Origin of the sequence: Streptomyces sp. NPDC052109 (genome assembly GCF_040680195.1) — a bacterium.
GTDB lineage: Bacteria > Actinomycetota > Actinomycetes > Streptomycetales > Streptomycetaceae > Streptomyces.
This window is the reverse complement of record NZ_JBFAWF010000001.1, coordinates 781,944-804,700: the sequence shown is the minus strand read 5'-3', so window position 1 is coordinate 804,700 and position 22,757 is coordinate 781,944. Positions and strand designations below refer to the sequence as shown.

Sequence of the window (22,757 nt, the reverse complement as noted above, 5' to 3'; positions counted from 1 at the left end):
CCCGAGGAGGGCACCCCCAGCCCGTCGTCCGGCATCGATTCCCCGCCCCCACTCCACCGCTCGTATCCCGCGCGGCTCTCGCCGGACATCCGGCCTTCGCCGGGCACACCACTCTCACCAGGCATGGAGCCTTCGCCAGGCCCACGGCCCGCACCGGACCTCCACGTCTCGCCGGCCATCCGGCCTCCGCCGGGCATCCGGCTCCCGTCCGGCATTGCGCCTTCGTCGGGCACCTGGCCCTGGCCAGGCCCCCAGCTCGCGTCGGGGATGCCGCCCTCGCCCGGCGTCCGGGCCTGGCCGCGGTGCGGAGGTGTGTCCTCGGGGGCGCGGTCGTCGGCTGTCAGGCCCTCTCTGCCGGGGCCCGCCGAGCCGGGGAGGCGGGAGGTTCCGGGCGGTGGTGCGGGTTCCCCGGGGAGGCGTTCCTCCGGCAGCGGTTCCCTTGGCATGCGGCGGCCGGGTGCCGCCTCCTCCGGAGCCCGGTCCTCGTCCGCCGGCCGGCTGAAACGGCCGCTCGGACGCTCGCCGCCGGAGCCGCTCGTCCTGTCCGACATCTCGGTCAACTCTCCTTCGGATGGCTCCTGTTGAAGGCCCACGAGGCCGGGGAGGTCGCGCGGTGGCGGCCCGGCTCCGGGGCGGAGTGGGTCAGGTCGTCGAAGAGGGCCCGGGCGCCGACGAGCGCCGTACGCATCTCCTCGGTCCCCGAGCCGGCCTCGGTCATCGCGTCGCTCGCCCCGGCGCGGGCCACCCGGTGCACCCGCCGATAGCCGTCCACGTGGTCGGCGTGGTGCACGGACAACGCGGAGAGCTGCTCCTCGTAGTGCCCGCCGTCCGGATAGCCGCGCGCGACGGCGAGTTCCGCGAGCAGCCGGTCGGCCTCGGCCACCGCCTGCCGCGGCGAGTCGACGAAGTGTTCCTGCACGGCCGTCCAGCGGGCCTCGTACTGTTCCCGCCCCGCCGCGTCCAGTGGCCGTTCCCGCAGCTCGCCGTGGCGTTCCACGCGTTCGGCCAGTTCTCGTTCGGCCGCCTTGGTGTCCCCGTCGTGCAGGGCCACGGCCCGCTCGTACTCGGGCCCGAAGCGCCGCTTCAGGCCGGCCCCGCCGCGCCGTCCGCGGCCGCGGAGCGTGGGGGCGATGGCCGCCGCGACGACCGCGACCGCCACGATCACTGTCAACACAATCATGCCTGTGGACATGGTTGCCTGGTTGCCTTCCGGTCGGACCGGCCCCACTGGCCGGCTCCCCTTCCGGGTGACCCGGAAGGGGAGCGGCAAACGGTGATCAGCGCGCGAAGCGGCGCACCCCGGTCACCGACCAGACGGCCGAAACGCGCCCGTCCACCACCTCCAGCAGATCGATCCCGCTCTTCTGCGAACCGTCCGCCAGGATCACGTACCAGCAGCAGGCGGCCCGGCCGAGGTCGCCGTCGACCACCGGCGGGCCGTCGACGACGAACCGCAGTCCGGGCTTCTCCTCGCGGAAGGCGGAGACCAGTCCGACGATCCCGGCAGGGCCGTACACCTCGTCGGTCTCCGCACCCCTCTCGGGGTCGTTGGCGAGGCGGACGCGGAAGTCGGGAGCGAGGAAGGCCTCCGGGTCACTGAAGTCGCCGTTCCACAGCGCGGTCCAGCGGTCGAAGAGGGCGGCGCCGGTGGCCGAGGTGAGGGGGGTGCCGGTCGTCGCCGATGCGGTTGTCGATGCCGATGTCGTTGTCATGGGCGTCAGCCTGCGCCCGGTCCGCGACAGCCCCCTGTCGGTGATTGCCGTCACATCACGGTCGCCGCGTCGAGCGGTACGGCGTCGGCGCCGAGGGTGTCGAGCGCGGCGAGGTCGACGGTGCGCTGCGGGGTCCGCTCGTCCAGGGCCGTCGCCGCGCGGACCCGGTCCAGCCGGAAGCCGCGCGGCGCGTCCCGCAACCGGCACCAGCCGGCCAGATACCAGTGCTCCGCTCCGCCGAGGAAGCCGAGCGGTTCCACGTCCCGCGCGGTGATCCGGCCCGCGGCGTCGGAGTAGTCGAGGCGCAGCACCCGGCCCGCGGTCAGTGCCTCCCGCAGCGCCGCGGGCACCACGGGTCCGGCGGGCCGCGCGGGACGGGCGGCCGGGACGAGCAGCCGTACCCGCTCGGTCAGCTCGACCGCCGCCTTGCGCTCCCGTTCCGGCATCACGGCCAGCACCTTGTGCAGCGCGCCGCGGGCGTCCGCGGCGAACGGCGTCCCGGCCAGCGCGTGCAGCCCGACCGCGAGGGCGGTCGCCTCGGCCGGGGTGATGGTCAGCGGCGGCAGTGTCCGCTCCCGGTCGAGCACGTACCCGCCGCTGCGGCCCGGCTCGGCGTGGATGGGCACCCCTGACTGCTGCAGCGCGGCCAGGTCCCGCTCGATCGTGCGGACACTGACCTCGAAGCGCCGGGCGAGCGCGCGGGCGCTGCGGGGCCGGGGAGCGGCGGCGCGCAGCTCCTCGACGAGGGCGTAGAGACGGTCGGTGCGGTTCACGCCGGACAGTGTGCCGTCATCGCGGGCCGGCCATGCCGCCGGACGGATACGTCGCCGTTCCACCTGCCGGTCCACGTCGTCACGCACCGGTGCCGCGCGCCCTGGTCCGCGAAGGCTCCACGTTCCCCTTCGTCGCCGAGGACCGGCGCACGCCCTGGAGCCGGTCCGCCGGGCGGCCGGGGACAAGGACGTCTCCCCGGCCGGCCGGACTCCCCGAGGTCACGCATATCCGGTTGTGCCGGGTGCGGGACACCTCCCGACAATGGCCGGCATGACATGGACGATCGCCCCGGAACCGTACGACTCCCCGGCCGCCGCCGCGCTGTGGCGGGCGTACTACACGGAGGTCAGTGACCGCTGGTACCTGCTGCACGAGGGCCGTCGCACCGACCCCGCCGAGCTGGAACGGGGGATCGCGGCCGCCACCGGCACCGAACTCGCGCCACCCATCGGGCAGTTGCTCATGGGCCGGTACGCGGGTGAGCCCGCCGGCTGCGCGGGGGTACGGCTGCTGGCACCGGACACGGCGGAACTGACCCGGGTGTTCGTGTACGAGCACGTGCGCGGCACAGGCGGCGCCCCGTTGCTGGTGGCCGCCGCCGAGGAGGCCGCCCGCGCCCTCGGCGCCCGGCGACTGATCCTGGACACCCGCGGCGACCTGGTGGAGGCCCGCGCCCTGTACGCCCGCCTCGGCTACACGGAGACCGGCCCGCACAACGACGACGTCTACGCCGAGCACTGGTTCCGCAAGGAGCTGGCCCTCAACTGACCTCGGTGCTCGTCGCGTCGTGGGGGCGTTCGCGCTCGGTTCCGCACAGTTCGCCGGTGAGCTCCCTGACGAGCCTGGTGAGGTCGGCGGAACGGCCGGGCCGCCACCAGTCGCCGAGGAGTTCGGCGAGGGACTCCTCGCGGGCCTTGGCGAGCCGTTCGGCGACCTCGCGGCCCGGCTCGGTCAAGTACAGCTCCAGGCCCCGGCGTTCGGCGAGATGACGTTCCTCGACCTGGCGGGCGGCGGCGAGGACGGCGTCGAGCGGGACGGGGCTGCGCTCGGCGAGCACTCCCGGCTCGATGGAGCCGTACTTGCGCATGCGCAGCAGCATCCAGCTGGTGGCGGGCAGCAGGTCGTACCCGGCCCGTTCGGTGATCGTCCGGTAGACCTCCCGGCGGCCTTCACGGGTGCCGAGCAGGGACAGCGCCCGGCAGCACTCGTCGTAGGAGGACCGCTCGACCGGGTTGGGCGGGATGGTCTCCGAGGCGTCCGGCGCGGTGACCGAGCCGCGCAGCCGGTCCTCCTTCAGGAACCAGGCAAGCAGGAAGCCGACAACGGCGACGGGGGCGGCGTAGAGGAAGACGTCGGTGATGGCCGACGCGTAGGCGTGCAGGGCCGCCGGGCGCAGGGCGGGCGGCAGCGCGGCGATGCCCCGGGGGTCGGACTTCAGGGCGTTCGCACTGGTGCCGGGCGGCAGGTTCGCGCCTCGAAAGGCGGCGGCGAGCTTGGCACCGAGGCGGCTCGCGAAGACCGTGCCGAAAATGGCCACGCCGAAGGAGGCGCCGATGGAGCGGAAGAAGGTCACGCCGGAGGTGGCGACGCCCAGGTCCTCGTACGACACCGCGTTCTGCACGATCAGGATGAGGACCTGCATGACCAGGCCCAGACCGAGGCCGAACACGAAGAAGCAGGCGCTCATCTCGGCGGTCGAGCTGTGCTCGTCGAGGCGGTGCAGCAGAAGCAGGCCGACGGTGGTGACGCCGGTGCCGGCGAGCGGGAAGACCTTCCAGCGGCCGGTGCGGCTGACGATCTGCCCGGAGATCGTGGACGACAGCAGCAGTCCGACGACCATGGGCAGCATGTGCACGCCGGACAGGGTCGGTGAGATGCCGTGCACGACCTGCAGGAACGTCGGCAGATAGGTCATCGCGCCGAACATGGCGAAGCCGACGATGAAGCTGATCACGGCGGCGAGGGTGAAGGTGCGGATGCCGAACAGCTTGAGCGGCAGGACGGGTTCGGCGGCCCGCCGCTCGACGGCGACGAACGCCACGGCCAGCAGCACACCCAGCACGGCGAGCCCGATGATCTGCGCCGAGCCCCACGCCCAGGTGGTCCCGCCCAGGGAGGCGACGAGCACCAGGCACGTGGCGACGGCCGCGATCAGGAACGTCCCCAGGTAGTCGACGACGTGGTGGGCGGTGCGGCGCGGGATGCGCAGGGCCGTGGCGATCACGGCGAGCGCGACGATCCCGACGGGGAGATTGATGTAGAACACCCAGCGCCAGCTGAGCTGCTCGGTGAACAGTCCGCCGAGCAGCGGCCCCAGCACGCTGGTGGCGCCGAAGACGGCTCCGAACAGCCCCTGGTAGCGCCCGCGTTCCCGCGGCGGCACGATGTCACCGACGATCGCCATGGACAGCACCATCAGCCCGCCGCCGCCCAGGCCCTGCAGCGCGCGGAACGCGATCAGCTCGGGCATGTTCTGCGCCATGCCGCACAGCGCCGAGCCGATGAGAAAGATCACGATGGCGGTCTGGAAGAGCCTCTTCCGGCCGTACTGGTCACCGAGCTTGCCCCACAGCGGGGTCGCGGCGGTCGAGGCCAGCAGATAGGCGGTGACCACCCAGGACAGGTGCTCGAGGCCGCCGAGGTCGCTCACGATCGTCGGCAGCGCGGTCGACACGATCGTCTGGTCGAGCGCGGCCAGCAGCAGCCCGAGGAGCAGGGCGCCGATCGGGACGAACACGTTGCCGGAGACGTGCTCGGCGGCCCTGATGTCCTTCTCCGTGCCGTGCGCGTCCAGGGCCATGGAGACCTCCCGGGGCTCGGGTACACCTCTTCCATCGTGGTGGTTGTCACCGTTTATGGCCTCTTGAGTCCCGCGTTTCCGGCGGCGGATGCGAAGAAGGTGCGCATAGGCTCTGAAGTTCCCGAGGGGAGGGGCGAACACATGACTGAATCCGAGGGCCAGGCCTGCCCGGAGTGCGGGGCACCGAGGGGCGCGGACCGCAGCCCCTCCTGCGACTGCGCCGAACGCACCGCCGAGGCCCTGCGCGAGACCCGCGCGGCCGAGGCGGCAGCGGCGGAGGACTTCGACCCCCTGCGCATACGACCGTATGTAGACGTCACCGCCCCCCACCCGCTGTCCGGCACGGAGAGACACACACCGCTGCCGCCCACGCCGGGCCCGCCGCCCGAGACGGAGACGCGGCCCGTCCCTGCCGTTCCCGGGCCGTCCGCCCGGCAGGAACACACGTGGGCGGGAACAGGCGGGGGCGGCAGCATGGGTGACGGGAATGAAGGGCTCGGGGCGGTGGCGGTCGAGGGTGGGGAGCCGGGTCGGCGGCGGCCCCCGCGTACCGTCCTGCTGTCGGTCGCCGGTGCCGGCGTCGCCGTCGTGGCGGTCGCCGGGTTCGCCGGCGGGCTGTTCTCGTACCACACGCCGTCCCGGGACCGGGCCGCCCAGGAGGTCAGGGAGAGCGTTCCGGACGTGAACACCCCGGACCCGACGTCACCGACGGCGGCCGCCGCGCCCACCGCGCCCCGCTCATCCGTACCGTCGCCCTCCGCCTCGGCGACCCGCCCGAGCCCGTCGGCCACGCCGTCCACGTCGCCGCCCCCGACCCCGGCCCCGTCCGCCGAAACGTCCCGCCCGGCCTCCCCCACCCCGTCGGCGGCCCCACGGACCACACCCGCCGCCGCCCCGGTGCTGCGACGCGGCGACCAGGGCCCGGAGGTGACCGAACTCCAGGAGCGGCTGCGGCAGTTGAACCTCTACGGCGACCGGATCAGCGGAATCTTCACCCGCACGGTGGAGGACGCCGTCAGCACCTACCAACTGGCCCGCGGGATCCGCGGCGACGCCCTCGGGGTGTACGGTCCGGCGACGCGCGAGAGGCTGGAGGCGGAGACACGGGAACCGTGAAGCGGGGCGGAGTCCCAGCCCGTCGGCCGTTCGGGCCGAGGGGGTCCCGAGGGGAGTTCAGGGGCGGAGCCCCTGGAGGACGGGAAGGGTGGCGGCGGAGGCGAACCGCCTACGGCCGACGGCGATCCACCCCGCCACGCAACCGGAAGACGGTCGCCGACGGCAGGCGCGGCCGACACCACGTCAGCCGATGTGCACCCGAATCGTCCCGTCACCCGCCGCCTCGGCCCGCACCCGCGTCAGGTCGGGCACGGTCACGTCGGGGGCGTGCGCACCGGCCCGCGGCCCGACGCCCACCACGGTCATCCCGGCGGAGCGCCCCGCCGCGATCCCCGCCCCGGAGTCCTCGAAGACCACGCAGTCGCCCGGCTCCACACCCAGCTCGGCGGCACCCTTCAGAAACCCCTCGGGGTCGGGCTTGCTCGCGCCGACCGACTCCGCGGTGACGCGGACCTCCGGCAGCGGCAGCCCGGCGGCGTTCATGCGCGCGGTGGACAGCGCCACATCGGCCGAGGTCACCAGCGCGTGCGGAAGACCGCGCAGGGAGGCGAGGAAGGCGCCGGCACCGGCGATCTCGACCACGCCGTCGGTGTCGGCGGTCTCCTCGGCGAGCATCCGGGCGTTGTCGGCGAGGTTCTGCTCCATGGGCCGGCCGGGCAGCAGTACGGCCATGGAGGCGTGACCCTGGCGACCGTGGACGACCTGCATCACCTCGTCGCCGTCCAGCCCGTGCCGCTCGGCCCAGCGGCGCCAGATGCGCTCGACGACGGCGTCCGAGTTGACGAGGGTGCCGTCCATGTCGAGCAGGAGGGCGCGGGCGGGGAGGACGGTGGGCGTGACGGTGGCCGTCATCGGCAGCTCCAGGAACGAACAGACCCGGCGGGGAAGACCCTGACGGGGAGGGCCAAGCGGCCCCGCCCGCCGGTCAGGGAGAACGGGCGGGAGCCACTTTGTTCCACCACGGTACAAAACCGGGGGCGGATCCCGCCACCGCATCCCGAAAGCGTTCACCGACCGTTCAGCTCGGCCGGCCCGGCCGCCGGCCGGGCGCCGGTGCTCAGGCCGCCACCGCCTCGTACAGGCTCCACACGCCGAGGGCGAGCATCAGCAGCGCCGCGATCTGCGTGATCAACCGCAGCGGCACCCGCCTCATCAGGGCCTTTCCACCCACGATGCCGAGACCGGCGACGGCCCACAGGCCGAGCACTGCGCCGAGACCGACGGAGATCGGGTTGTCGTAGCGGGCGGCGAGGTTGGCGGTCATGATCTGGGTGAGATCACCGAATTCGGCGACGAGGATCAGCATGAAGCCCGTGCCCGCGACCTTCCAGAAGGACTGGTCGGCGGGCTTCCTGATCTCCTCCCCTTCCTCCCCCTTCTGCAGCAGGAGCATCGCGGCACCGCCGAGGAAGAGGACGCCGGTGATCGCGTGCACGATCTGCTGGGGCAGCAGGGTCAGCACACTGCCGGCCGCGACGGCCAGCACCACGTGCAGCAGGAAGGCGGCGGCGACGCCGACGAAGACGTAGCTCGCACGGTAGCGGGTGCCGAGGACGAGGCCGGCGAGTGCGGTCTTGTCCGGCAGTTCGGCGAGGAAGATGACGCCGAAGACGAGCGCCGTCACGGTGATGCTGATCAAGGTCCCTCAATCGGTCGGGGCTGCCCCACCGAGAGTGTGGTACGTCACACGATGACACCCCGGCACGGCAGCACACTGGGCACCCGCGTCGCGGGACACGGGTGTGCACTGCTTGCCGAAGGTCTCACTGGCGGCCTGCGCAAGGTCCGCCTCCGGGCGCCGGCTCAGGCTGGCTGAGCAGTATGTCGACGGTCCGGCGAAGAGCTACTCCCCTTCTGCGCCCCCCATCGTACGGGATGTGAAGGTTCCGCCGTGAAGCCGTCATGGCCCTTGTCGTGGCATGAACGCGTCACTATTTTCTTACCGGGCGCTCACCCTGTGGCAACACGGCCTCGCAACCATTCCCTCGCTCGTGCCCAACACCCCCACCCCACCAGGGAGTTCACGCATGCCCAGGTTCTACGCGCGTCGACGGCTGAGCATACTCGGCGCTCTTACCGCTCTCATAGCTTCCGTCGCCCTGTTCAACTCCCCCGGCGCCTCGGCCGCCCTGCCCACGCCGGTCAGCGCCGCCACCGCTCGCAGCTACCTCTCCCAGCTCACCGTCGCCACCGAGAACCGCACCGGCTACCAGCGTTCCCTCTTCCCGACCTGGATCACGATCTCCGGTACGTGCAACACCCGTGAGTGGATCCTCAAGCGGGACGGTTCGAACGTCACCACCGACTCCGCCTGCACCGCGACCAGCGGCAGCTGGTACTCCCCGTACGACGGGGCGACCTGGACCTCACCGTCCGACGTCGACATCGACCACCTCGTGCCGCTGGCCGAGGCATGGGACTCCGGCGCGAGCAAGTGGACCACCGCCCAGCGGCAGGCCTTCGCCAACGACGTCACGCGGCCCCAGCTCCTCGCCGTCACCGACAACGTGAACCAGGCCAAGGGCGACCAGGACCCGGCGACCTGGGTGCCGTCCCGGTCCGCCTACGTCTGCACCTACGTCCGCGCCTGGGTGCAGGTGAAGTACTACTACGATCTCTCGGTCGACTCGGCCGAGAAGTCCGCCCTGACGAACTACCTGGCCGGCTGCTGACCGAACCGGACAGCCTCCGGTCACGGGAGGAGGGTCCGAGCATTCCCGGACGGGACCCGACCGTGTCCGGGGGCGGCCCACTCCCCGGCCGAGCAAGCCGCCTTCGCGGACCACTCCCCCGCCGACCAAGGCGACCCCCGTGGGCCACTTCACGGCGACTGAGTCGACCCGCGAGCCACTCCCCTGCGACCGAGCCGATCGTGGGCCACTTTCCTGCGACCCAGCCCGCCCGCGGGCCACTTCACGCCGACCGAGTCGACCCGCGAGCCACTCCCCTGCGAGCGAGCCCACCCCCTTGGGCCACTCCCCCGCCGACCGAGCCCACCCGCGAGCCACTTCACGCCGACTGAGTCGACCCCCAGGCCACTCCCCTGCGACCGAGCCCACCCCCTTGGGCCACTCCCCCGCCGACCGAGCCCACCCGCGAGCCACTTCACGCCGACCGAGTCGACCCCCAGGCCACTCCCCTGCGAGCGAGCCCACCCCCTTGGGCCACTCCCCCGCCGACCGAGCCCACCCGCGAGCCACTTCACGCCGACTGAGCCCGCCCGCGGGCCACTGCACGCCGACCCAGCCCACCCGCGAGCCACTTCACGCCGACCGAGTCGACCCCCAGGTCACTCCCCTGCGACCGAGCCCACCCCCTTGGGCCACTCCCCCGCCGACCGAGCCCACCCGCGAGCCACTTCACGACTGCCCCAGCCGGCCGGATGAGCCGCCTCTCGAGCGACCGAGCCGGCCCCGTGGGCGGCTCCCCGGCCGGCCGAGGCGACTGCCTTGGGCCACTTCACGGTCGACCGAGGCGCTCGCGCCGGCCGCTTCTTGGCCGGCCGAGTCGGGTGCTGGGGGGCGCAGGCCGGGGGTCCGGGGGGCGGAGCCACCTCGCGGTGCGGCCGGCCGCTCCGGGAAGCCGGGGCCCTCACAGTCCGGCGGCGCCTCAAGCAGTCGGGCTGCGGCGCATCCAGTAACCCGCCACCGCGCCCGCCCCGAAGAGCGCGACCAGGGACACGGCCGTGGCGAGCCAGGTCGGGCCGAGCCACTGAGCCCCGTAGTAGCCGAGGGCCACGCTGTACGCGGCCCAGGAGAGACCGGCCAGCGCGGACCAGGGGACGAAGTCGCGGGCGCGGCGGTGGGCGGCGCCGGCGCAGAAGGAGACGACCGAGCGGCCGGCCGGCGCGAAGCGGGCGAGCACGACCAGCGCGCCGCCACCCCGGGCCAGGGCCTCGCCGAGACGTTCCTGCGCGGTGGTCAGGCGCCGGGACCGGGCTATCGCCCGGTCCAGCCGCTCGCCGCCCCGCCAGGCCAGGCGGTAGGCCACCAGATCGCCGAGGACCGAGGCGGCCGCCGCGGAGAGGACCAGGGCCAGCAGGTCCGGCACGGCGTGCACGACCCGGCCGGCCGCGCCCGACCCCGCCGCCGCTGCCGTAGCCGCCGTGATGACGAGCACCCCGCTCGGCAGCACCGGCACGAACACGTCGAGCAGAACGGAAACGACCACCGCGGCGTAGATCCACGGCCCGGCGGCCAGTGACCCCACACTCTCGAACACGACGACTCCCGATGTTCCCCCGTTGACAGACAGCCGTACAGCGTACGCCGAGGATGTGACAGCAGCGCCGAGGGGGGCCTGAGCGGCGCACGGAGGGTCATGTGTCCGCCGGGGCATGCCCTCACCCGATCGGCCGCGCCCCGGCGGCACAGCCGTTGCCCGCCCTTTGCAATAGGAGTGGCCTGTCCACGGGATCAGGCAGACCGGCAGGCATCCGGCAGACATCCAACGAGACGGCGCATGAGCGCAGAAGATAGGTGGACATCATGGTGGCAGCCGTATACGCGGGCGCCCTCGCCGCAGCCCTGTTGGCGAGCGGGAGCGGAAGCGCCCACGACTTCTCACTGGAGCGCGTCGGCGTGTTCGCCCCGCCGACCCCGCTCGTGAAGTCGTCGGCGGTGACGTACGACCGGAACCTGGTCCCGGCGTCCTCCTGGATCCGCGTCCGACAGCACACCGAGCGGAACGGCACCACGACCGTCGACCTGCACCTGGCCGGCGTCCGGCCCGACCATGTCTTCGGCGTCCACATCCACCAGAAGGCCTGCGGCACCGACCCCGCCGCCGCCGGCAAGCACTACCAGAACAAGCCCGGCACGAGCACCCACCACGTCAACGACAAGAACGAGGTCTGGCTGGACTTCAAGTCCGACGGTGCCGGCATGGGCCACGCCAGTTCCAAGCACACCTGGGCGTTCCGCAAGGGCCAGGCGTCCTCCGTGGTGATCCACAGCGAGCCCGGCATGAAGGGCGCCCGGGTGGCCTGCTTCACCGTGCCGTTCGGCGGAGCGTCGTAGGCGGGGCCGGCCGCACACGGGACGACGCCGCCCTTCCCCCAGGAGCGGGGAAGGGCGCCGTACCCGCCGGCAGAGCGCCGTACGTGTCAGGCGGCTATCACGGTCCGCTCGGCGGCGGCATCTTCGTCCTCGGCCGCGCGGCGGGCGACGAGCCGGTCGAGGCCGAAGGCGCCGGAGCCGGTGAAGACCAGCAGGAAGAACGCCCAGCAGAACTGGACCGACAGTTCGCCGCCGTTCTGGATGGGCCACAGCGCGGCCTGCTGGTGGACGTCGAAGTAGGCGAACGCCATCGAGCCCGAGGCGATCAGCGCGGCCCCGCGGGTGCCGAGCCCCAGGAGCACCAGGACACCGGCGACCAACTGGATCACGGCCGCGTACCAGCCGGGCCAGGTGCCGGACGGGATGGTGCCGCCCCGGGTGCCCGCCGCACCGCCGAGGACGCCGAAGAGGGAGGCGGCGCCGTGCACGGTGAACAGCAGGCCCACGACGATGCGGAAGAGCCCGAGGGCATAGGGCTGAGCGGCGTTGAGACGTGCGGTCATGAGGGGTTCTCCTCTTCGGTGTCGGTCGGGCCGGCCGGGGACGTGTGGTGCGGATGGCCGGTCGTGGGGGCGGCGGTACCGAATGGAGCACCAGGTTAGGGCTGCCTAATCAATGCTTGCAAGTTCAACATTTGGCCACGGCTGGACCTCCGCTCGCGGCCCCGTTCCGGACGTAGCCGCACGCAGAGCGGCCCGCGCGACCGCGTCGGCATCCGAAAGCGTGACCGAATCCACTCCCGGCCGGGCCCCCGCCGCCGTCACCCAGTGCACGCCCTCCGTGGGCACCCCGAACGCGAACCGCCGTGGGTGTGCCATGCCTTGACGATTGATCAGGTGATACGGCCGCTGGGTCACATCCAGCCCCCCGGTCTCGTAACCGCCCACCGTGTGCGGCCGGCAGCCGCCCTCCGCGAGCAGCCCGGCGAGCAACTCGTCCGCCGTGCGCCGTAGATCGGGCTCCGGGAGACGGGCCTCTATGAGAGTCGTCACACGGACGCCGGAGCCCGGCACGTCCGGAGAGGACGCCAGCCAGGCCCGCGCCTCGGCCCGCACCCGCAGGCGCGGGCCCAGCACCTCCACCACGCCCGCCTCCAGCAGGGCCGCGAGCTCCTCGATGCGACGCCGGGGCGGCCCGATGGACAGAAAGGCGTTGAGGGGGGTGTACCAGCGGTCCAGGTGCGCCTGCCGGGAGGCACCGCTCACACCTCCGTGGTCGACCACCAGCCGTATCTCGTTGCGCAGGTCGCGCAGCACGTCGAGGGCCGCCTTGAGCGGGCCGCGCACATTGCCGAGAGCGGCCTGCGCGGCATCCTCGCGCAGATGCCCCAGCAACCACGCCCGCCACTCCCCCGGACCCGTGAACTCCCGCTCCCCGTAAGGCCGCGAGACCCGCTCCCAGCACCACCGCTCCTGCGTTCCGACCCCGAACTCGTCCAGCAGCAGAGCCTCTCCAGGGTCTCCGTGGGGGACGGCGAGGAACCGCTCGGCGAAGTCGGTACGGCCGGTACGGCGCATCAGGGCCCGGTAGTAGACCGTCTCCACCTCCTTGGCGACCAACGGCCATACCTCCGCGAGGAAGTCGGGCGCCTCACCGGAAGCGGCGCGTCTGCGGAAGCCCGCGATCACCCCCGGCGTCAGCAGCAGCGGGGTGTGCCTGCCGTACGGGCCCTTGGCGTTGTCGCCGCGCGCCTGGTACGGCAGGCCGCGCCGCGAGCCGGCGTACAGGCGCGGCTCCCGGCCGGAGGGCAGATAGCGCAGGGCGCCGACGTCCCGGCCATCGTCGTCCCCGTCGCCGTCGCCATCCCCGCTTCCGCCTCCGCGTGGGACGAAGCGGCCGCCCCGGCCGCTGGTGAACAGGGCCAGGTAGTCGAAGAAGTTGAGCCCCAGCCCGCGCAACAGCACCGGCTCACCGGGCCGGACGGCGTCGAGTTCCACGTCCGCCGGATTGGCGGGTGGTATGTGGCCGAGGCCGTGCCGGGCGGCGTACGCGGCGGTGCTCCCCTCCTGCGCGCTCTCGGCGGTGGGCAGATGCCCCTGGGCCAGAACCACCGCGGCCAGGCCGGACAGCGCCCGGCCGTCGTCGAGGGTGAGCATCTGACGGCCGTCGCCGGCGGGATCGTCGTCCAGCCGTACGGCACGGGCCCGGTGGACCTTCACGCGGATCGCCTCCGGCGCCTCACGGACGGTCCTGGCGAACACCCACTCCAAGTAGCGGCCGTAGTGCGCGCGGGTCGGGTAGTCGTCCGGCCCCACCTCTCCGTCCGCCCACTCGTACAGGCTGGGGCCGAGGCGTACCGGGCCCGAGCAGTCGACACTGTCGTCCGTGAACAGCGTCACCTGGCTCGCCACGGTGTTCATCAGCAGCTCGGCGGGCTGCGCGGTCCGCCAGACGCGGCCGGGGCCGGGCGGCGCCGGGTCGATCACATGGACCGTCAGCCGGACACCGGGCGGAAGCAGCTCGGGCGCGGAGGCGCAGAGACGTTCCAGCACGCTGGTTCCGCGCGGACCGGCGCCGACCAGGGCGACGGAGACCGTGGGAGGGTCCTGGGTCGGGGCGACCAATGGGAACTCCGGGGCGTCGGGGGCGTAAGGGCATCCACCGCGGGTAAGCGGAGGATGCGCTTCATCATGCCTTGAGCGACCCGACCCCCCTGCCGCACGCCCGAGTTGCCGGACATGCCCCACGGGGGCCGCGCGCCTCGGGGAGCGGCCACCTCGCCGGCGCCGGTGACCGCCCGCCCCGGCGGCCCCTACCCGGCGCTTCGCACCGACCGGCCCCGCACCTCCAGCTCCCCGAGCAACTCGGCCGTGGCCTCGGCCACCGCGGCCACCGCGCGGTCGAAGGCCTCGCGGTTGTGGGCGGCGGGGGCCCGGAACCCCGAGACCTTGCGGACGTACTGCAGCGCGGCCGCGTGGATGTCCTCCGGCGTGGCCTCACCGGGCAGCACGGGCGGACGCAGCGTCTTGATACTCCGGCACATGCCCCCAGTCTCGCGCACACCGCGCCCCGGTGGCAGGATCGCGCCGAAGGCGGCCACCGACTCCCGGGGCCGACCGTCGAGAGGAACAGTCTCATGACCACCCGACACACCGTGGCCGTCCTCGGCCCCGGCGGCACCGGCGGCCTGCTCGCCGCGCTGCTCTCCCGCTCCGGCCACCGCGTCGTCTGCCTGGCCCGGGAGGAAACGGCCGAGACCCTGCGCCGCACCGGAATCACGGTCCGCAGCGGGCAGTTCGGCGAGTTCACCGCCCCCGTGGAGGCGGACACCGAGCTGCGCGAGCCGGTGGACGCCTGCCTGATCGCCGTCAAGCACACCGCGCTCGGCGCCGCCCTCACCCGGGTGCCGCCCGAGACCCTGGGGGACGCCCTGGTCGTACCGCTCCTGAACGGCGTCGAACACCCCGCGCGGCTGCGCGCCCGCTACCGCCCCGACCGGGTCGCGCCGGCGGTGATCCGCGTGGAGTCGACGCGGGTCGCGCCGGGCGTGATCGAGCACGGCAGCCCGTTCACGGAGATCGACCTGGCCGGGGACGGCGTACCCCGCGCCCGCCTCGACGCCCTGGCGGCCGCCCTCGCCTCCGCCGGTACGGTCGCCCGCGTGGTCGAGGACGAGACGGCGGCCCTGTGGGCCAAGATGGCGTTCCTCGCCCCGTTCGCCCTGCTCACCACCCGGTACGGCCTCCCCCTCGGCGAGGCCCGCACCCGCCACCGCGAGGAACTGGAGGCCCTGGTCGCCGAGACCGCCGCGGTCGGCCGCGCGTGCGGCGCCCCCACCGATCCGGCGCGGGCCCTGGCCCGGTACGACGCCTTCCCGCCCGGCGCCAAGTCCTCCATGCAGCGCGACGCCGAGGCGGGCCGTCCGCTCGAACTCGACGCCATCGGCGGGGCGCTGCTGCGCGCGGCCGACCGGCACGGCGTTCCGGTACCGGTGACGGCCCGCCTGGTGGCCGAACTGCGCACCGCCGGCCACTGAGCGGTACCGGGTCACCGCCGTGACGGCAGGCCAACCCGTTCGCGTGAACCTCACGACCGAACTCGCCACCCAAAATCGAACAGGCGTAGCATTGCCACGTGGCTACGACCTATGAATTCCCCAGTGACCTCCTCGCCGGTCAGGAGGAGCTGCATCAGGTCCGGGCCGAGCTGTCGGCTCTGCTCAAGCGGCTGCCCTGGTCGGTCGAGCCGATCGACGGATTCAGCGACGACACCGGCTGGCGCAAGGTGGAGCGGCCCGCCTCCCCGGGCTGGACTGCGGACGAACAGGCCGAGGTGGAGAAGCTGCGCCGCCGCGAGCACGAGCTGGCGGTGTTCGTCAGCACGCACCGCTTCTGGGCCGAGGTCGCGGCGGCGGACCGCGTGGACGCCCGCACCAGGCTGAAGCACGCCCACGAACAGGACAGCGAGGAGGCATGACGAAGCCCCCGGCCGCACGGCCGGGGGCTCTCCTGGTGGGCGCGGACGGTTTCGAACCGCCGACATCCTGCTTGTAAGGCAGGCGCTCTACCCCTGAGCTACGCACCCGGCACCCGGGCTGCGCGCCCAGGACGAGTCGACAGCCTACCTTGCCGGGACCGGTGCACGGCAAACCCGTAACGCCAAGTCACGGGCCGTACCGGCGGCGCGGGCCGGGCCCGGGGGCAGGCGGCCGGGCGCCGGCGGGGGTTGACCCCACCACGGTTCCGGGAGGCTGCCGGATCGGGGCGTGGACGATGATCACCTAGGGTCGGCGCAGACCGAGTTGCTCCGGCCCGCCGTGACCCGGCGGGCCGGTACAGGGGGAGATTCGCATGGCCCGTTCCGTTCCCGTCCGCGCCGCCGCCATGGCCGTCGTCACCGGCGTCCTCGTCACGGGGCTCAGCGCCTGCGGCGCCTCCGCCGACGACGACACGCACCCCGACCACCGGTCCTTCCCCCTGCACGGCCGCACCCTCACCGTCGACTCCGACAACTCCCAGCTGGAGATCGTCGCCACCGACTCCGTCAGGGCCGGCACGGTCGAGGTGACCCGCTGGTTCCAGGGGGCGGTCGTCATCGGCCATGATCCGACGGTGCGCTGGTCCTTCAAGGACGACCGGCTGGTGCTGCGGGTGCACTGCTCGGGATTCGTCGCCGACTGCGCGGCCCGGCACCGGATCGAGGTGCCGCGCGGGATCGGCGTGCGCGTCGGCAACGGGGACGGCAGCGTGCGGGCGCGCGGGTTCCGGGACCCGCTCAGCATCGACACCAGCGACGGCGCCGTACGCGTCACCGACTCCAGCGGACCGCTCGACCTGCAGTCGGACGACGGGTCCGTACGCGCGGATGTCTCCTCGCGCCGGGTGAAGGCGGACTCCAGCGACGGCACGGTGCACGTGACGCTGTCCGGCGTGCCCGACCTGGTGGACGTCTCCAGCGACGACGGCGCGGTCACGGTCGACCTGCCCAGGAGCGCCTACCGGGTGTCGGCCGGCTCCGACGACGGCGCGGTGTCGGTGTCCGTGCCCCGCGACGACAGCAGCCCGCACCGGATCGCGGCCCACTCCCCCGACGGGAACGTGAGCGTCCGAACGGGAAAGTGACGGTGCGCACCGCGAACTGACCGGCCCGTGTGTTCGTCTACAACGGGTGGGAGAATGACACCACCCACGGCGGAGCACAGCACGGGAGAGGGATGTGACGGCGACACCGGGCACGCCAGCGACGCGGTCGTACCCGCCGTCGACCGTCCGGGCCCGGTACGGGGCCACGGCACTGCGGGACACCCTCACCCTGATGAGCCTGCCGGTGCTGGCGGCGCTGGCCCTGCCCGCCGCGTTCGCCGGCGGCGGCACCCGGCGCTGGTTCGGCGGCCGGGCGGAGAGCCAGCGGGCCGAGGCGCAGGCCGCGAAGGACGCCGCGGCGGCCGCCTTCTACGAACTGGACACCGCCCAGCGGGACCTCAGGATCTCCGTCGAGACCATCGCGGCCGTGGACGACTCCCCCGCCGCCAGGCGTGCCGCCACCGACTTCACGGCCCTCGGACAGCGCATCGACGAGGTCAGCCAGCGGTACATCCAGGCCGTCGACGCCCATGACCTGGACCGGGACGACCTGGAGGCCGCGGCAGCCACCCGGGCTCGCTCGGAACTGACGTCCGCCAAGGACGAACTGGTCCGGGTCAAGCAGGAGCTGGACCGTTTCAGCAGCTCGCTCGGGCCGCTGCTCGGCAAGGCCGAGACCCAGCTGGCCCGGCTCGCGCCCGCCGTGGAGCGGGCCCGGCAGGCCCTGCTGGGCGCGAGCAACGCCCTCGACGCCGTGCGGGACCAGGGATTGCGCGCCGATGACCTGGCCGGCCGGCTCGCCGCGCTGTCCCCGGAGCTGACCAAGCTGAACCAGGGCGCCGGGCAGCACGGCGCGGCACAGACGCTGGAGCGGGCCGAGCGGGTCCAGCGGGAGGCCGGGGCGATCCGCGCCGAGGCCGAGCGTCTGCCGGAGAAGGCCGCCGAGATCGATCACCGGCTGGTCAGCCTGCGTACCCGGGCCCAGGCGCTGACCACCCGGGCCGGGCAGGTGGACCCGGTGCTGAGCGAGCTGCGCCGCCGGTTCGCTGCCGCCTGCTGGCAGGACCTGCAGCAGGTGCCCGCGCAGGCCGGGGAGAACGTACGGCAGGCCGAGCAGAAGCTCCGCGAGGCCCAGACCGCGCGGGACGCCCAGCGCTGGCCGGACGCCACCTCGCTGCTGTCGACGGTCCGGGCGCTGCTGAACACCACCGACGAGGCCGTCTCGGCCGCGGGTGAGCGGCTGCGGCGGCTGAACCAGGTGCAGAAGGATCCACAGGCGGAGATCGAGCGGACCCGGTTCGCGATCCGGGACGCCCAGCGGCTGGCCATGACCGGCCGTACGACCCCCGATCCCCGGCATGCCGGGCCGCTGGACGACGCGGTGGGGCGGCTGGAGCGGGCGATCGGCACGCTGGGGGCCGGGCGGCATCCTGACTACTGGCACTTCCTGACCGAGACGGACGCGGTGCGGCAGACGGTCGCCCGGGTGGTGGCGCAGATTCGTGAGGAGCGCGGGGGGCACTGAGCACCCCTGGGGGCGCGCCGCGGTGCCGCCGGTTGCACGGCGCCGTGGGCTCGGCGGATATTGGATGGACGGATGGCCTCCGCTAGCGCACGAGGGAGGCGGACATGGCCACACACGCAGTGCACACGAGGCCGCGGCGGCGGATCGAGTTCGACAAGCACCTGCCCGTCGACCACCGGCTGAACCTGGTCTACCGGATCGGCGCGGCGCTGATCGGCGCGTTCCTCGTCACCTTCGGCATCCTGGGTCTGATCAACCACATCGGGTTCTTCGACACCGGCGGCAACACGGTCGCCGGGCTGAACACCAACGGCACGCTGAGCGTGCTGTCCATCGTCGTCGGGGCGATCCTGCTCGCCGGCATGGTGATCGGCGGGAACGTGGCGTCCACGCTGAACATGGTGTTCGGGGTGCTGTTCCTGCTGGCCGGCTTCCTGACGCTCGGCCTGCTGGACAGCAACTACAACTTCCTGGCGTTCAAGATCCAGAACGTGTTCTTCAGCTTCATCGTGGGCCTGCTGCTGATGACCTTCGGCATGTACGGCCGGGTCGGCACGACCCTGCCGCACGACAACCCCTACTGGCGGGCCCGCCATCCCGACCCGGCCACCGAGCCGCCGGGACGTGAGCACGAGACCGGCACCCCGCCGGCGACCATGCCGCTGCCCGGCAAGGGGGAAGAGCACTAACCTGTGCGCATGCCTCGCTACGAGTACCGGTGCCGCACCTGCGGCGACACGTTCGAACTGAGCCGGCCCATGGCCGAGTCCGCCGCCCCCGCCACGTGCCCCACGGGGCACGACGACACGGTGAAGCTGTTGTCGACGGTGGCGGTGGGCGGCAAGGCCGTCGCCTCCGCCCCCGCGCCGAGTGGGGGCGGAGGCTGCTGCGGTGGAGGCTGCTGCGGTTAGACGGAGCCGCATGTCGAACGCGGCCCCCACGCCCCTCAGGGCGCTTGCCGTGCCGCCCGTAGGAACTCCCGTACGATCCGCTCCCCCGCCAGCACCCCCCGCTCCGGCAGCGCGCTGATCTCCGGCGCGGTCCAGCCCGTGTCGGCCAGCTCTCCGTGCCCCGGGCGCCAGCCCCGGTCGGCCGCGAGGAGCAGGTCGGCGTCCAGGAGGGAGTCACCCGCCGCCAGAGTCAGCTCCGCGCCCGTGCGGCGGGCGACCTCACGGACGGCCGCGCTCTTGGTGAGCGGCTGCGGGACGGCGTAGATCTTGCGGCCCTGGAGCGAGACGGTCCAGCCCCGGATCTCCGCCCACACCGCCAGCTCCTTCACCCAGTCCTCGGGCAGCAGCTCGCGCTCGACCACGAGGTAGGCGAACAGGTCCTCGGCGACCCGGTGCTTGCGCACCCAGACCGGGTCGGCCGCGCGCAGCAGATGCTCGCCGACCTCCGCCAGCGGCGCGCACTCGTCGGCGAGCCGCGCCTGCACGCCCGCGTGCCAGTCGGGGTCGGTGACCCCGTCGACCAGCAGATGGCCGCCGTTGGCGCAGATCGCGTACTTCGGGGGCGGGCCGGGCAGGTTGATCCGCTGGTACTGCTTGCGGGTGCGGGTCGTCGTCGGCACGAAGACGGCCGTGTCGCCGAGATCGGTCAGCAGCTGGGCCGCGGTCTCCGTCATGTAGGAGAGCGGCTTGGCCTCGTGCACCTCCACGCACAGCAGCCGGGGCGCCCGCGCGTCCGGCATGGTCAGCGCGAGGGCCGCCGAGGAGTAGATCAGCGTACGGTCGAGGTCGCTCGCCACCAGCGCCGGCATCAGGCGTTCACCGCCTTGCCGTCGGCACCGGTGGCCCCGCGCGTGTACTTGGGGTGGATCAACCCGACGCACGTGTACGGCAGTTCGCCGACCTCCTCGACCGGGACACCCCGCTGTTCGGCGAGCAGGCGGACGTGGTCGAGGTCGGCGCCGGCCCCGGCGCGGGCCAGGATCTTCCAGGGCACCCGGCGCAGCAGCACCCGGGTGGTCTCGCCGACACCGGGCTTGACGAGGTTCACGTCGTGGATGCCGTACTCCTCGCTGATCCGCTCCACGGCCCGCCAGCCGGCCCAGGTCGGGGTGCGGTCCTCGGCCATCAGCTCCTTGATCGCCGTGCCGACGGTGTCGGCGACCTCGGGGAAGCGGGCGGAGACGGCGTCGAGGAAGGCCACGGAGACGTCGGCGCCGGCGAGTTCCCGGTAGAACTTCGCGCCGTGGAAGTCGTCGGGGCCGACCAGGTCGGCGCGCAGTACCGTTCGCGAGATCAGGCCGGAGACCGTCGAGTTGAGGCAGGCGGAGGGTATGAGGAAGTCCTCGCGGGTGCCGTAGGTGCGCACACACGAGCCCGGGTCGGCGAGTACGGCGATCTCCGGGTCGAAGCCGGTGACGCCCTCCTTCTCCTCGAACTCCTCCACGGCTTGGGCGAGTTCGCGGGTGATGGCACCCTTGCCGGTCCAGCCGTCGACGAAGACGACGTCCCGGGGGTCGTGGTGGGCGGCGAGCCAGCGCAGCGCGTTGGCGTCGATGCCCCGGCCGCGCACGATCGACACGGCGTAGTGCGGGAGGTCGAGGCCGTGCCGGTACCGCGCCCAGCGACGCATGAGGACGCCGACCGGCGTGCCCGCGCGGGCGAGCGAGACCAGCACCGGGCGCGGTGACCGCTCGGCGATGACGGCCTCGGTCACCACGCCGACCGCCTGGGCGAGCCGGGCGGCCGAGGCGTCGAGGGCCGTGTGGAACAGCTCCTGGTACTGCTCGCTGGGCTGGTACTCCACCGGCAGCGACTCGGCGTAGTGGGCGCCGCCGCTCTGGATGGCCTCCTCCCGCTCCTCGGTCGGCGCCTCCAGCGTGACGTCGGAGAGGTCCTGGAGCAGCCAGCCGACCTCGTCGGGCGCGTAGGAGGAGAATGCGGGGCCGCGGAGGGGCTCGGGCAGCATGGCCGGCCTTTCGGAAGCGTGCGGTGCGTACGACGGGACGACCGCGAGCAGGACGTGCGGGGTGTGCGCGGCGAGGCGGGCCAGCAGGCCGTCGGGCGCGTGCAGCGCGGGGGTGTCGGCGACGGAGTCGACCACGGCGACGACGGCGTCGAAGCCGCCGCCCGCGACGTTGTAGGCGTAACGCTCGCCGGGACCGTCGGCCGGTGTGTCATGGGCGGGGAAGACCAGCCGGGTGCGGATCGCATAGCCGGGGTCGTCCACGGCCAGCACGGGCGAACGGGTGGTGGTGGAGAAGCGCACCTCGGCCGGGATCAGGTGTTCCAGCTCACGGGCGAGGCGCAGGGGGGCGTACATCAGCTCCTCGAAGCCGAGGACCAGGACGCGCCCGGCGCCGGGGGGCAGGGCGCCGGCCATCCGGGCGGCCATGGCGGGCAGCACGGCCTCGAGTCGGGCGCGGTGGGCGGGGGTGAAGCCGTGCCGGCCGCCGTCGGGCAGGCCGTGAGGCCAGCGGAGGTCCACCCGGACGACCTGGCTCGGCTGGTGCGCCCCATGGGGCGCGCGGGGAACCGCGCGACCGGCCACGGCGGACCCGCCCACGGCGACGTCATGCCGCGCCACCAGCCGCTGCCCCTTCTCCAGCACGTCCGACGGCAGCCGCACGCCCCCGGACGCGGCAGCGACGAGATCCACCCGCGCCCCGATCTCGTCGGCGAACCGTGCCATCCGAGCCGCGTCCCCAGCGGAACGCATATCCACCAGCGCAACCACGACATACCGCCGCCGCGGATAACGTTCGTGCAGGTCACGGATGGTGTTCAGCACGGTGTTGCCGGTGGAGAACTCATCGTCGACCAAGACCAGCGGACCGTCCCCCGCCAGCAGCCCGGCATCCTCCGGCAGCAAGAGATGCGAGGTGGCATGGGAGTGCGACTCCTCGAAGCCGCCCGCCCGGGCGACCCCGGCGACCTGCCGCCGCGTGGAGTGCAGATACGGCGCCGTACCGAGCCCGTCGGCCACCGCGTGCCCCAGCCCCGTCGCGGTCTCCGCATAGCCCAGGACCACGGCGCCGGCGGCCTCCTCTTCGCCGAGCAACGCACCGACCCGTCGGCCCAGGCGGTGGCCGTACTCGTACACCACCGTCGGCGACTGCGGCACATGCTTGCCGAGGACGTTGGACACCAGCAGATGGGCCCGCTTGGGGTTGCGCCGCAGGGCGAGCCCCAGCAGGGCCGGCAGGCCGTCGTCCCCCACGAGTTCGACCCCGAGCCGCTCGGCGACCCAGCTGCCGGACCAGACCCCGTCGTTCACTGCGTTCTTCATGCGTTCCTTGGAGAG

General features: G+C 73.3%; 22 protein-coding genes and 1 tRNA gene. 10 read left to right on the top strand and 13 right to left on the bottom strand.

Translation table 11 applies throughout. The features are described 5' to 3' along the window. Positions 1-556 precede the first annotated feature (556 nt). The 3 genes from AB0L59_RS03625 to AB0L59_RS03615 form a co-directional block, all read right to left on the bottom strand. The gene (locus AB0L59_RS03625; protein ID WP_365578761.1) at positions 557-1,192 is read right to left on the bottom strand and encodes a hypothetical protein; all 636 of its coding nucleotides are present in this window, start codon (positions 1,190-1,192) and stop codon (positions 557-559) included. A gap of 85 nt (positions 1,193-1,277) precedes the next feature. Further along, entirely contained in the window at positions 1,278-1,712 is a 435-nt protein-coding gene (locus AB0L59_RS03620) for a nuclear transport factor 2 family protein (protein WP_365578759.1), read from the bottom strand. A 50-nt stretch (positions 1,713-1,762) separates the two neighbouring features. Then, positions 1,763-2,485 carry a YafY family protein gene (locus AB0L59_RS03615; protein WP_365578757.1) on the bottom strand — a complete coding sequence of 241 codons (723 nt, stop codon included), beginning with the start codon at positions 2,483-2,485 and terminating at the stop codon, positions 1,763-1,765. Between the two features lie 262 nt (positions 2,486-2,747). On the opposite strand from AB0L59_RS03615, the gene AB0L59_RS03610 reads away from it, so the two are divergent. After that, positions 2,748-3,254 carry a GNAT family N-acetyltransferase gene (locus AB0L59_RS03610; protein ID WP_365578755.1) on the top strand — a complete coding sequence of 169 codons (507 nt, stop codon included), beginning with the start codon at positions 2,748-2,750 and terminating at the stop codon, positions 3,252-3,254. Here the strand turns inward: AB0L59_RS03610 and AB0L59_RS03605 are convergent. Beyond that, positions 3,247-5,286, bottom strand: a complete 2,040-nt coding sequence (locus AB0L59_RS03605) for an MDR family MFS transporter (protein ID WP_365578753.1) — start codon at positions 5,284-5,286, stop codon at positions 3,247-3,249. The two genes, AB0L59_RS03610 and AB0L59_RS03605, sit on opposite strands and share 8 nt — an antisense overlap. Before the next feature lie 141 nt (positions 5,287-5,427). Between AB0L59_RS03605 and AB0L59_RS03600 the strand changes: the two genes are divergently transcribed. Continuing rightward, positions 5,428-6,402: a peptidoglycan-binding domain-containing protein gene (locus AB0L59_RS03600; protein ID WP_365578751.1), complete on the top strand. Its 975-nt coding sequence runs from the start codon at positions 5,428-5,430 to the stop codon at positions 6,400-6,402. A 183-nt stretch (positions 6,403-6,585) separates the two neighbouring features. On the opposite strand, the gene AB0L59_RS03595 is transcribed toward AB0L59_RS03600, so the two are convergent. Together AB0L59_RS03595 and AB0L59_RS03590 are read right to left on the bottom strand one after the other, a co-directional pair. Then, entirely contained in the window at positions 6,586-7,254 is a 669-nt protein-coding gene (locus tag AB0L59_RS03595) for an HAD family hydrolase (protein WP_365578749.1), read from the bottom strand. Between the two features lie 205 nt (positions 7,255-7,459). Then, on the bottom strand, positions 7,460-8,041 hold the full coding sequence (locus tag AB0L59_RS03590; RefSeq protein WP_365578747.1) for a TMEM165/GDT1 family protein: 582 nt from the start codon (positions 8,039-8,041) through the stop codon (positions 7,460-7,462). 388 nt (positions 8,042-8,429) lie between these two features. On the opposite strand from AB0L59_RS03590, the gene AB0L59_RS03585 reads away from it, so the two are divergent. Next, complete coding sequence (locus tag AB0L59_RS03585) at positions 8,430-9,074, top strand: HNH endonuclease family protein (protein ID WP_365578745.1); 645 nt, start codon at positions 8,430-8,432, stop codon at positions 9,072-9,074. Between the two features lie 937 nt (positions 9,075-10,011). Here the strand turns inward: AB0L59_RS03585 and AB0L59_RS03580 are convergent. Further along, on the bottom strand, positions 10,012-10,623 hold the full coding sequence (locus AB0L59_RS03580) for a VTT domain-containing protein (protein WP_365578743.1): 612 nt from the start codon (positions 10,621-10,623) through the stop codon (positions 10,012-10,014). A gap of 266 nt (positions 10,624-10,889) precedes the next feature. On the opposite strand from AB0L59_RS03580, the gene AB0L59_RS03575 reads away from it, so the two are divergent. Further along, positions 10,890-11,420, top strand: coding sequence for a superoxide dismutase family protein (locus AB0L59_RS03575; RefSeq protein ID WP_365578741.1), 531 nt, complete (start codon positions 10,890-10,892; stop codon positions 11,418-11,420). An 86-nt stretch (positions 11,421-11,506) separates the two neighbouring features. On the opposite strand, the gene AB0L59_RS03570 is transcribed toward AB0L59_RS03575, so the two are convergent. The 3 genes from AB0L59_RS03570 to AB0L59_RS03560 all read right to left on the bottom strand — a co-directional run bounded on the left by AB0L59_RS03570 (position 11,507) and on the right by AB0L59_RS03560 (position 14,442). Further along, a complete protein-coding gene (locus AB0L59_RS03570; protein WP_365578739.1) occupies positions 11,507-11,962 on the bottom strand; it encodes a DoxX family protein in 456 nt (151 codons plus the stop codon). A gap of 105 nt (positions 11,963-12,067) precedes the next feature. Further along, positions 12,068-14,023 (bottom strand): FAD/NAD(P)-binding protein, encoded by a 1,956-nt coding sequence (locus AB0L59_RS03565; protein WP_365578737.1) that lies wholly within the window; start codon positions 14,021-14,023, stop codon positions 12,068-12,070. A 188-nt stretch (positions 14,024-14,211) separates the two neighbouring features. Next, the gene (locus AB0L59_RS03560; RefSeq protein ID WP_365578735.1) at positions 14,212-14,442 is read right to left on the bottom strand and encodes a DUF2277 domain-containing protein; all 231 of its coding nucleotides are present in this window, start codon (positions 14,440-14,442) and stop codon (positions 14,212-14,214) included. 93 nt (positions 14,443-14,535) lie between these two features. Between AB0L59_RS03560 and AB0L59_RS03555 the strand changes: the two genes are divergently transcribed. Together AB0L59_RS03555 and AB0L59_RS03550 are read left to right on the top strand one after the other, a co-directional pair. Further along, positions 14,536-15,435 (top strand): 2-dehydropantoate 2-reductase, encoded by a 900-nt coding sequence (locus tag AB0L59_RS03555; protein ID WP_365578733.1) that lies wholly within the window; start codon positions 14,536-14,538, stop codon positions 15,433-15,435. Between the two features lie 98 nt (positions 15,436-15,533). Next, a complete protein-coding gene (locus AB0L59_RS03550) occupies positions 15,534-15,875 on the top strand; it encodes a hypothetical protein (protein WP_365578731.1) in 342 nt (113 codons plus the stop codon). A 33-nt stretch (positions 15,876-15,908) separates the two neighbouring features. Here AB0L59_RS03550 and AB0L59_RS03545 read toward each other — a convergent pair. Beyond that, positions 15,909-15,983 (bottom strand) — tRNA-Val (locus tag AB0L59_RS03545). A gap of 266 nt (positions 15,984-16,249) precedes the next feature. Here AB0L59_RS03545 and AB0L59_RS03540 point away from each other — a divergent pair. From AB0L59_RS03540 to AB0L59_RS03525, 4 genes are all read left to right on the top strand, one after another. Further along, positions 16,250-17,020, top strand: coding sequence for a DUF4097 family beta strand repeat-containing protein (locus AB0L59_RS03540; RefSeq protein ID WP_365578730.1), 771 nt, complete (start codon positions 16,250-16,252; stop codon positions 17,018-17,020). A 94-nt stretch (positions 17,021-17,114) separates the two neighbouring features. Beyond that, positions 17,115-18,506 (top strand): hypothetical protein, encoded by a 1,392-nt coding sequence (locus AB0L59_RS03535; RefSeq protein ID WP_365578728.1) that lies wholly within the window; start codon positions 17,115-17,117, stop codon positions 18,504-18,506. A 104-nt stretch (positions 18,507-18,610) separates the two neighbouring features. Beyond that, positions 18,611-19,195 (top strand): DUF4383 domain-containing protein, encoded by a 585-nt coding sequence (locus AB0L59_RS03530; RefSeq protein WP_365578726.1) that lies wholly within the window; start codon positions 18,611-18,613, stop codon positions 19,193-19,195. A gap of 9 nt (positions 19,196-19,204) precedes the next feature. Continuing rightward, on the top strand, positions 19,205-19,417 hold the full coding sequence (locus AB0L59_RS03525; RefSeq protein ID WP_365578724.1) for a zinc ribbon domain-containing protein: 213 nt from the start codon (positions 19,205-19,207) through the stop codon (positions 19,415-19,417). 35 nt (positions 19,418-19,452) lie between these two features. On the opposite strand, the gene AB0L59_RS03520 is transcribed toward AB0L59_RS03525, so the two are convergent. Further along, positions 19,453-20,265: an HAD family hydrolase gene (locus tag AB0L59_RS03520; protein ID WP_365578723.1), complete on the bottom strand. Its 813-nt coding sequence runs from the start codon at positions 20,263-20,265 to the stop codon at positions 19,453-19,455. Beyond that, positions 20,265-22,742 carry a phosphoribosyltransferase gene (locus AB0L59_RS03515; RefSeq protein WP_365578721.1) on the bottom strand — a complete coding sequence of 826 codons (2,478 nt, stop codon included), beginning with the start codon at positions 22,740-22,742 and terminating at the stop codon, positions 20,265-20,267. Before AB0L59_RS03515 ends, AB0L59_RS03520 begins: the two co-directional genes overlap by 1 nt. Positions 22,743-22,757: the final 15 nt, after the last annotated feature.

Coding starts and splice junctions, on each gene's coding strand:
- AB0L59_RS03625 (WP_365578761.1), bottom strand. CDS start 1,192: ATGTCCACAGGCATGATTGTGTTGACAGTGATCGTGGCGGTCGCGGTC.
- AB0L59_RS03620 (WP_365578759.1), bottom strand. CDS start 1,712: ATGACAACGACATCGGCATCGACAACCGCATCGGCGACGACCGGCACC.
- AB0L59_RS03610 (WP_365578755.1), top strand. CDS start 2,748: ATGGCCGGCATGACATGGACGATCGCCCCGGAACCGTACGACTCCCCG.
- AB0L59_RS03605 (WP_365578753.1), bottom strand. CDS start 5,286: ATGGCCCTGGACGCGCACGGCACGGAGAAGGACATCAGGGCCGCCGAG.
- AB0L59_RS03600 (WP_365578751.1), top strand. CDS start 5,428: ATGACTGAATCCGAGGGCCAGGCCTGCCCGGAGTGCGGGGCACCGAGG.
- AB0L59_RS03595 (WP_365578749.1), bottom strand. CDS start 7,254: ATGACGGCCACCGTCACGCCCACCGTCCTCCCCGCCCGCGCCCTCCTG.
- AB0L59_RS03585 (WP_365578745.1), top strand. CDS start 8,430: ATGCCCAGGTTCTACGCGCGTCGACGGCTGAGCATACTCGGCGCTCTT.
- AB0L59_RS03575 (WP_365578741.1), top strand. CDS start 10,890: ATGGTGGCAGCCGTATACGCGGGCGCCCTCGCCGCAGCCCTGTTGGCG.
- AB0L59_RS03570 (WP_365578739.1), bottom strand. CDS start 11,962: ATGACCGCACGTCTCAACGCCGCTCAGCCCTATGCCCTCGGGCTCTTC.
- AB0L59_RS03560 (WP_365578735.1), bottom strand. CDS start 14,442: ATGTGCCGGAGTATCAAGACGCTGCGTCCGCCCGTGCTGCCCGGTGAG.
- AB0L59_RS03555 (WP_365578733.1), top strand. CDS start 14,536: ATGACCACCCGACACACCGTGGCCGTCCTCGGCCCCGGCGGCACCGGC.
- AB0L59_RS03540 (WP_365578730.1), top strand. CDS start 16,250: ATGGCCCGTTCCGTTCCCGTCCGCGCCGCCGCCATGGCCGTCGTCACC.
- AB0L59_RS03530 (WP_365578726.1), top strand. CDS start 18,611: ATGGCCACACACGCAGTGCACACGAGGCCGCGGCGGCGGATCGAGTTC.
- AB0L59_RS03525 (WP_365578724.1), top strand. CDS start 19,205: ATGCCTCGCTACGAGTACCGGTGCCGCACCTGCGGCGACACGTTCGAA.
- AB0L59_RS03520 (WP_365578723.1), bottom strand. CDS start 20,265: ATGCCGGCGCTGGTGGCGAGCGACCTCGACCGTACGCTGATCTACTCC.
- AB0L59_RS03515 (WP_365578721.1), bottom strand. CDS start 22,742: ATGAAGAACGCAGTGAACGACGGGGTCTGGTCCGGCAGCTGGGTCGCC.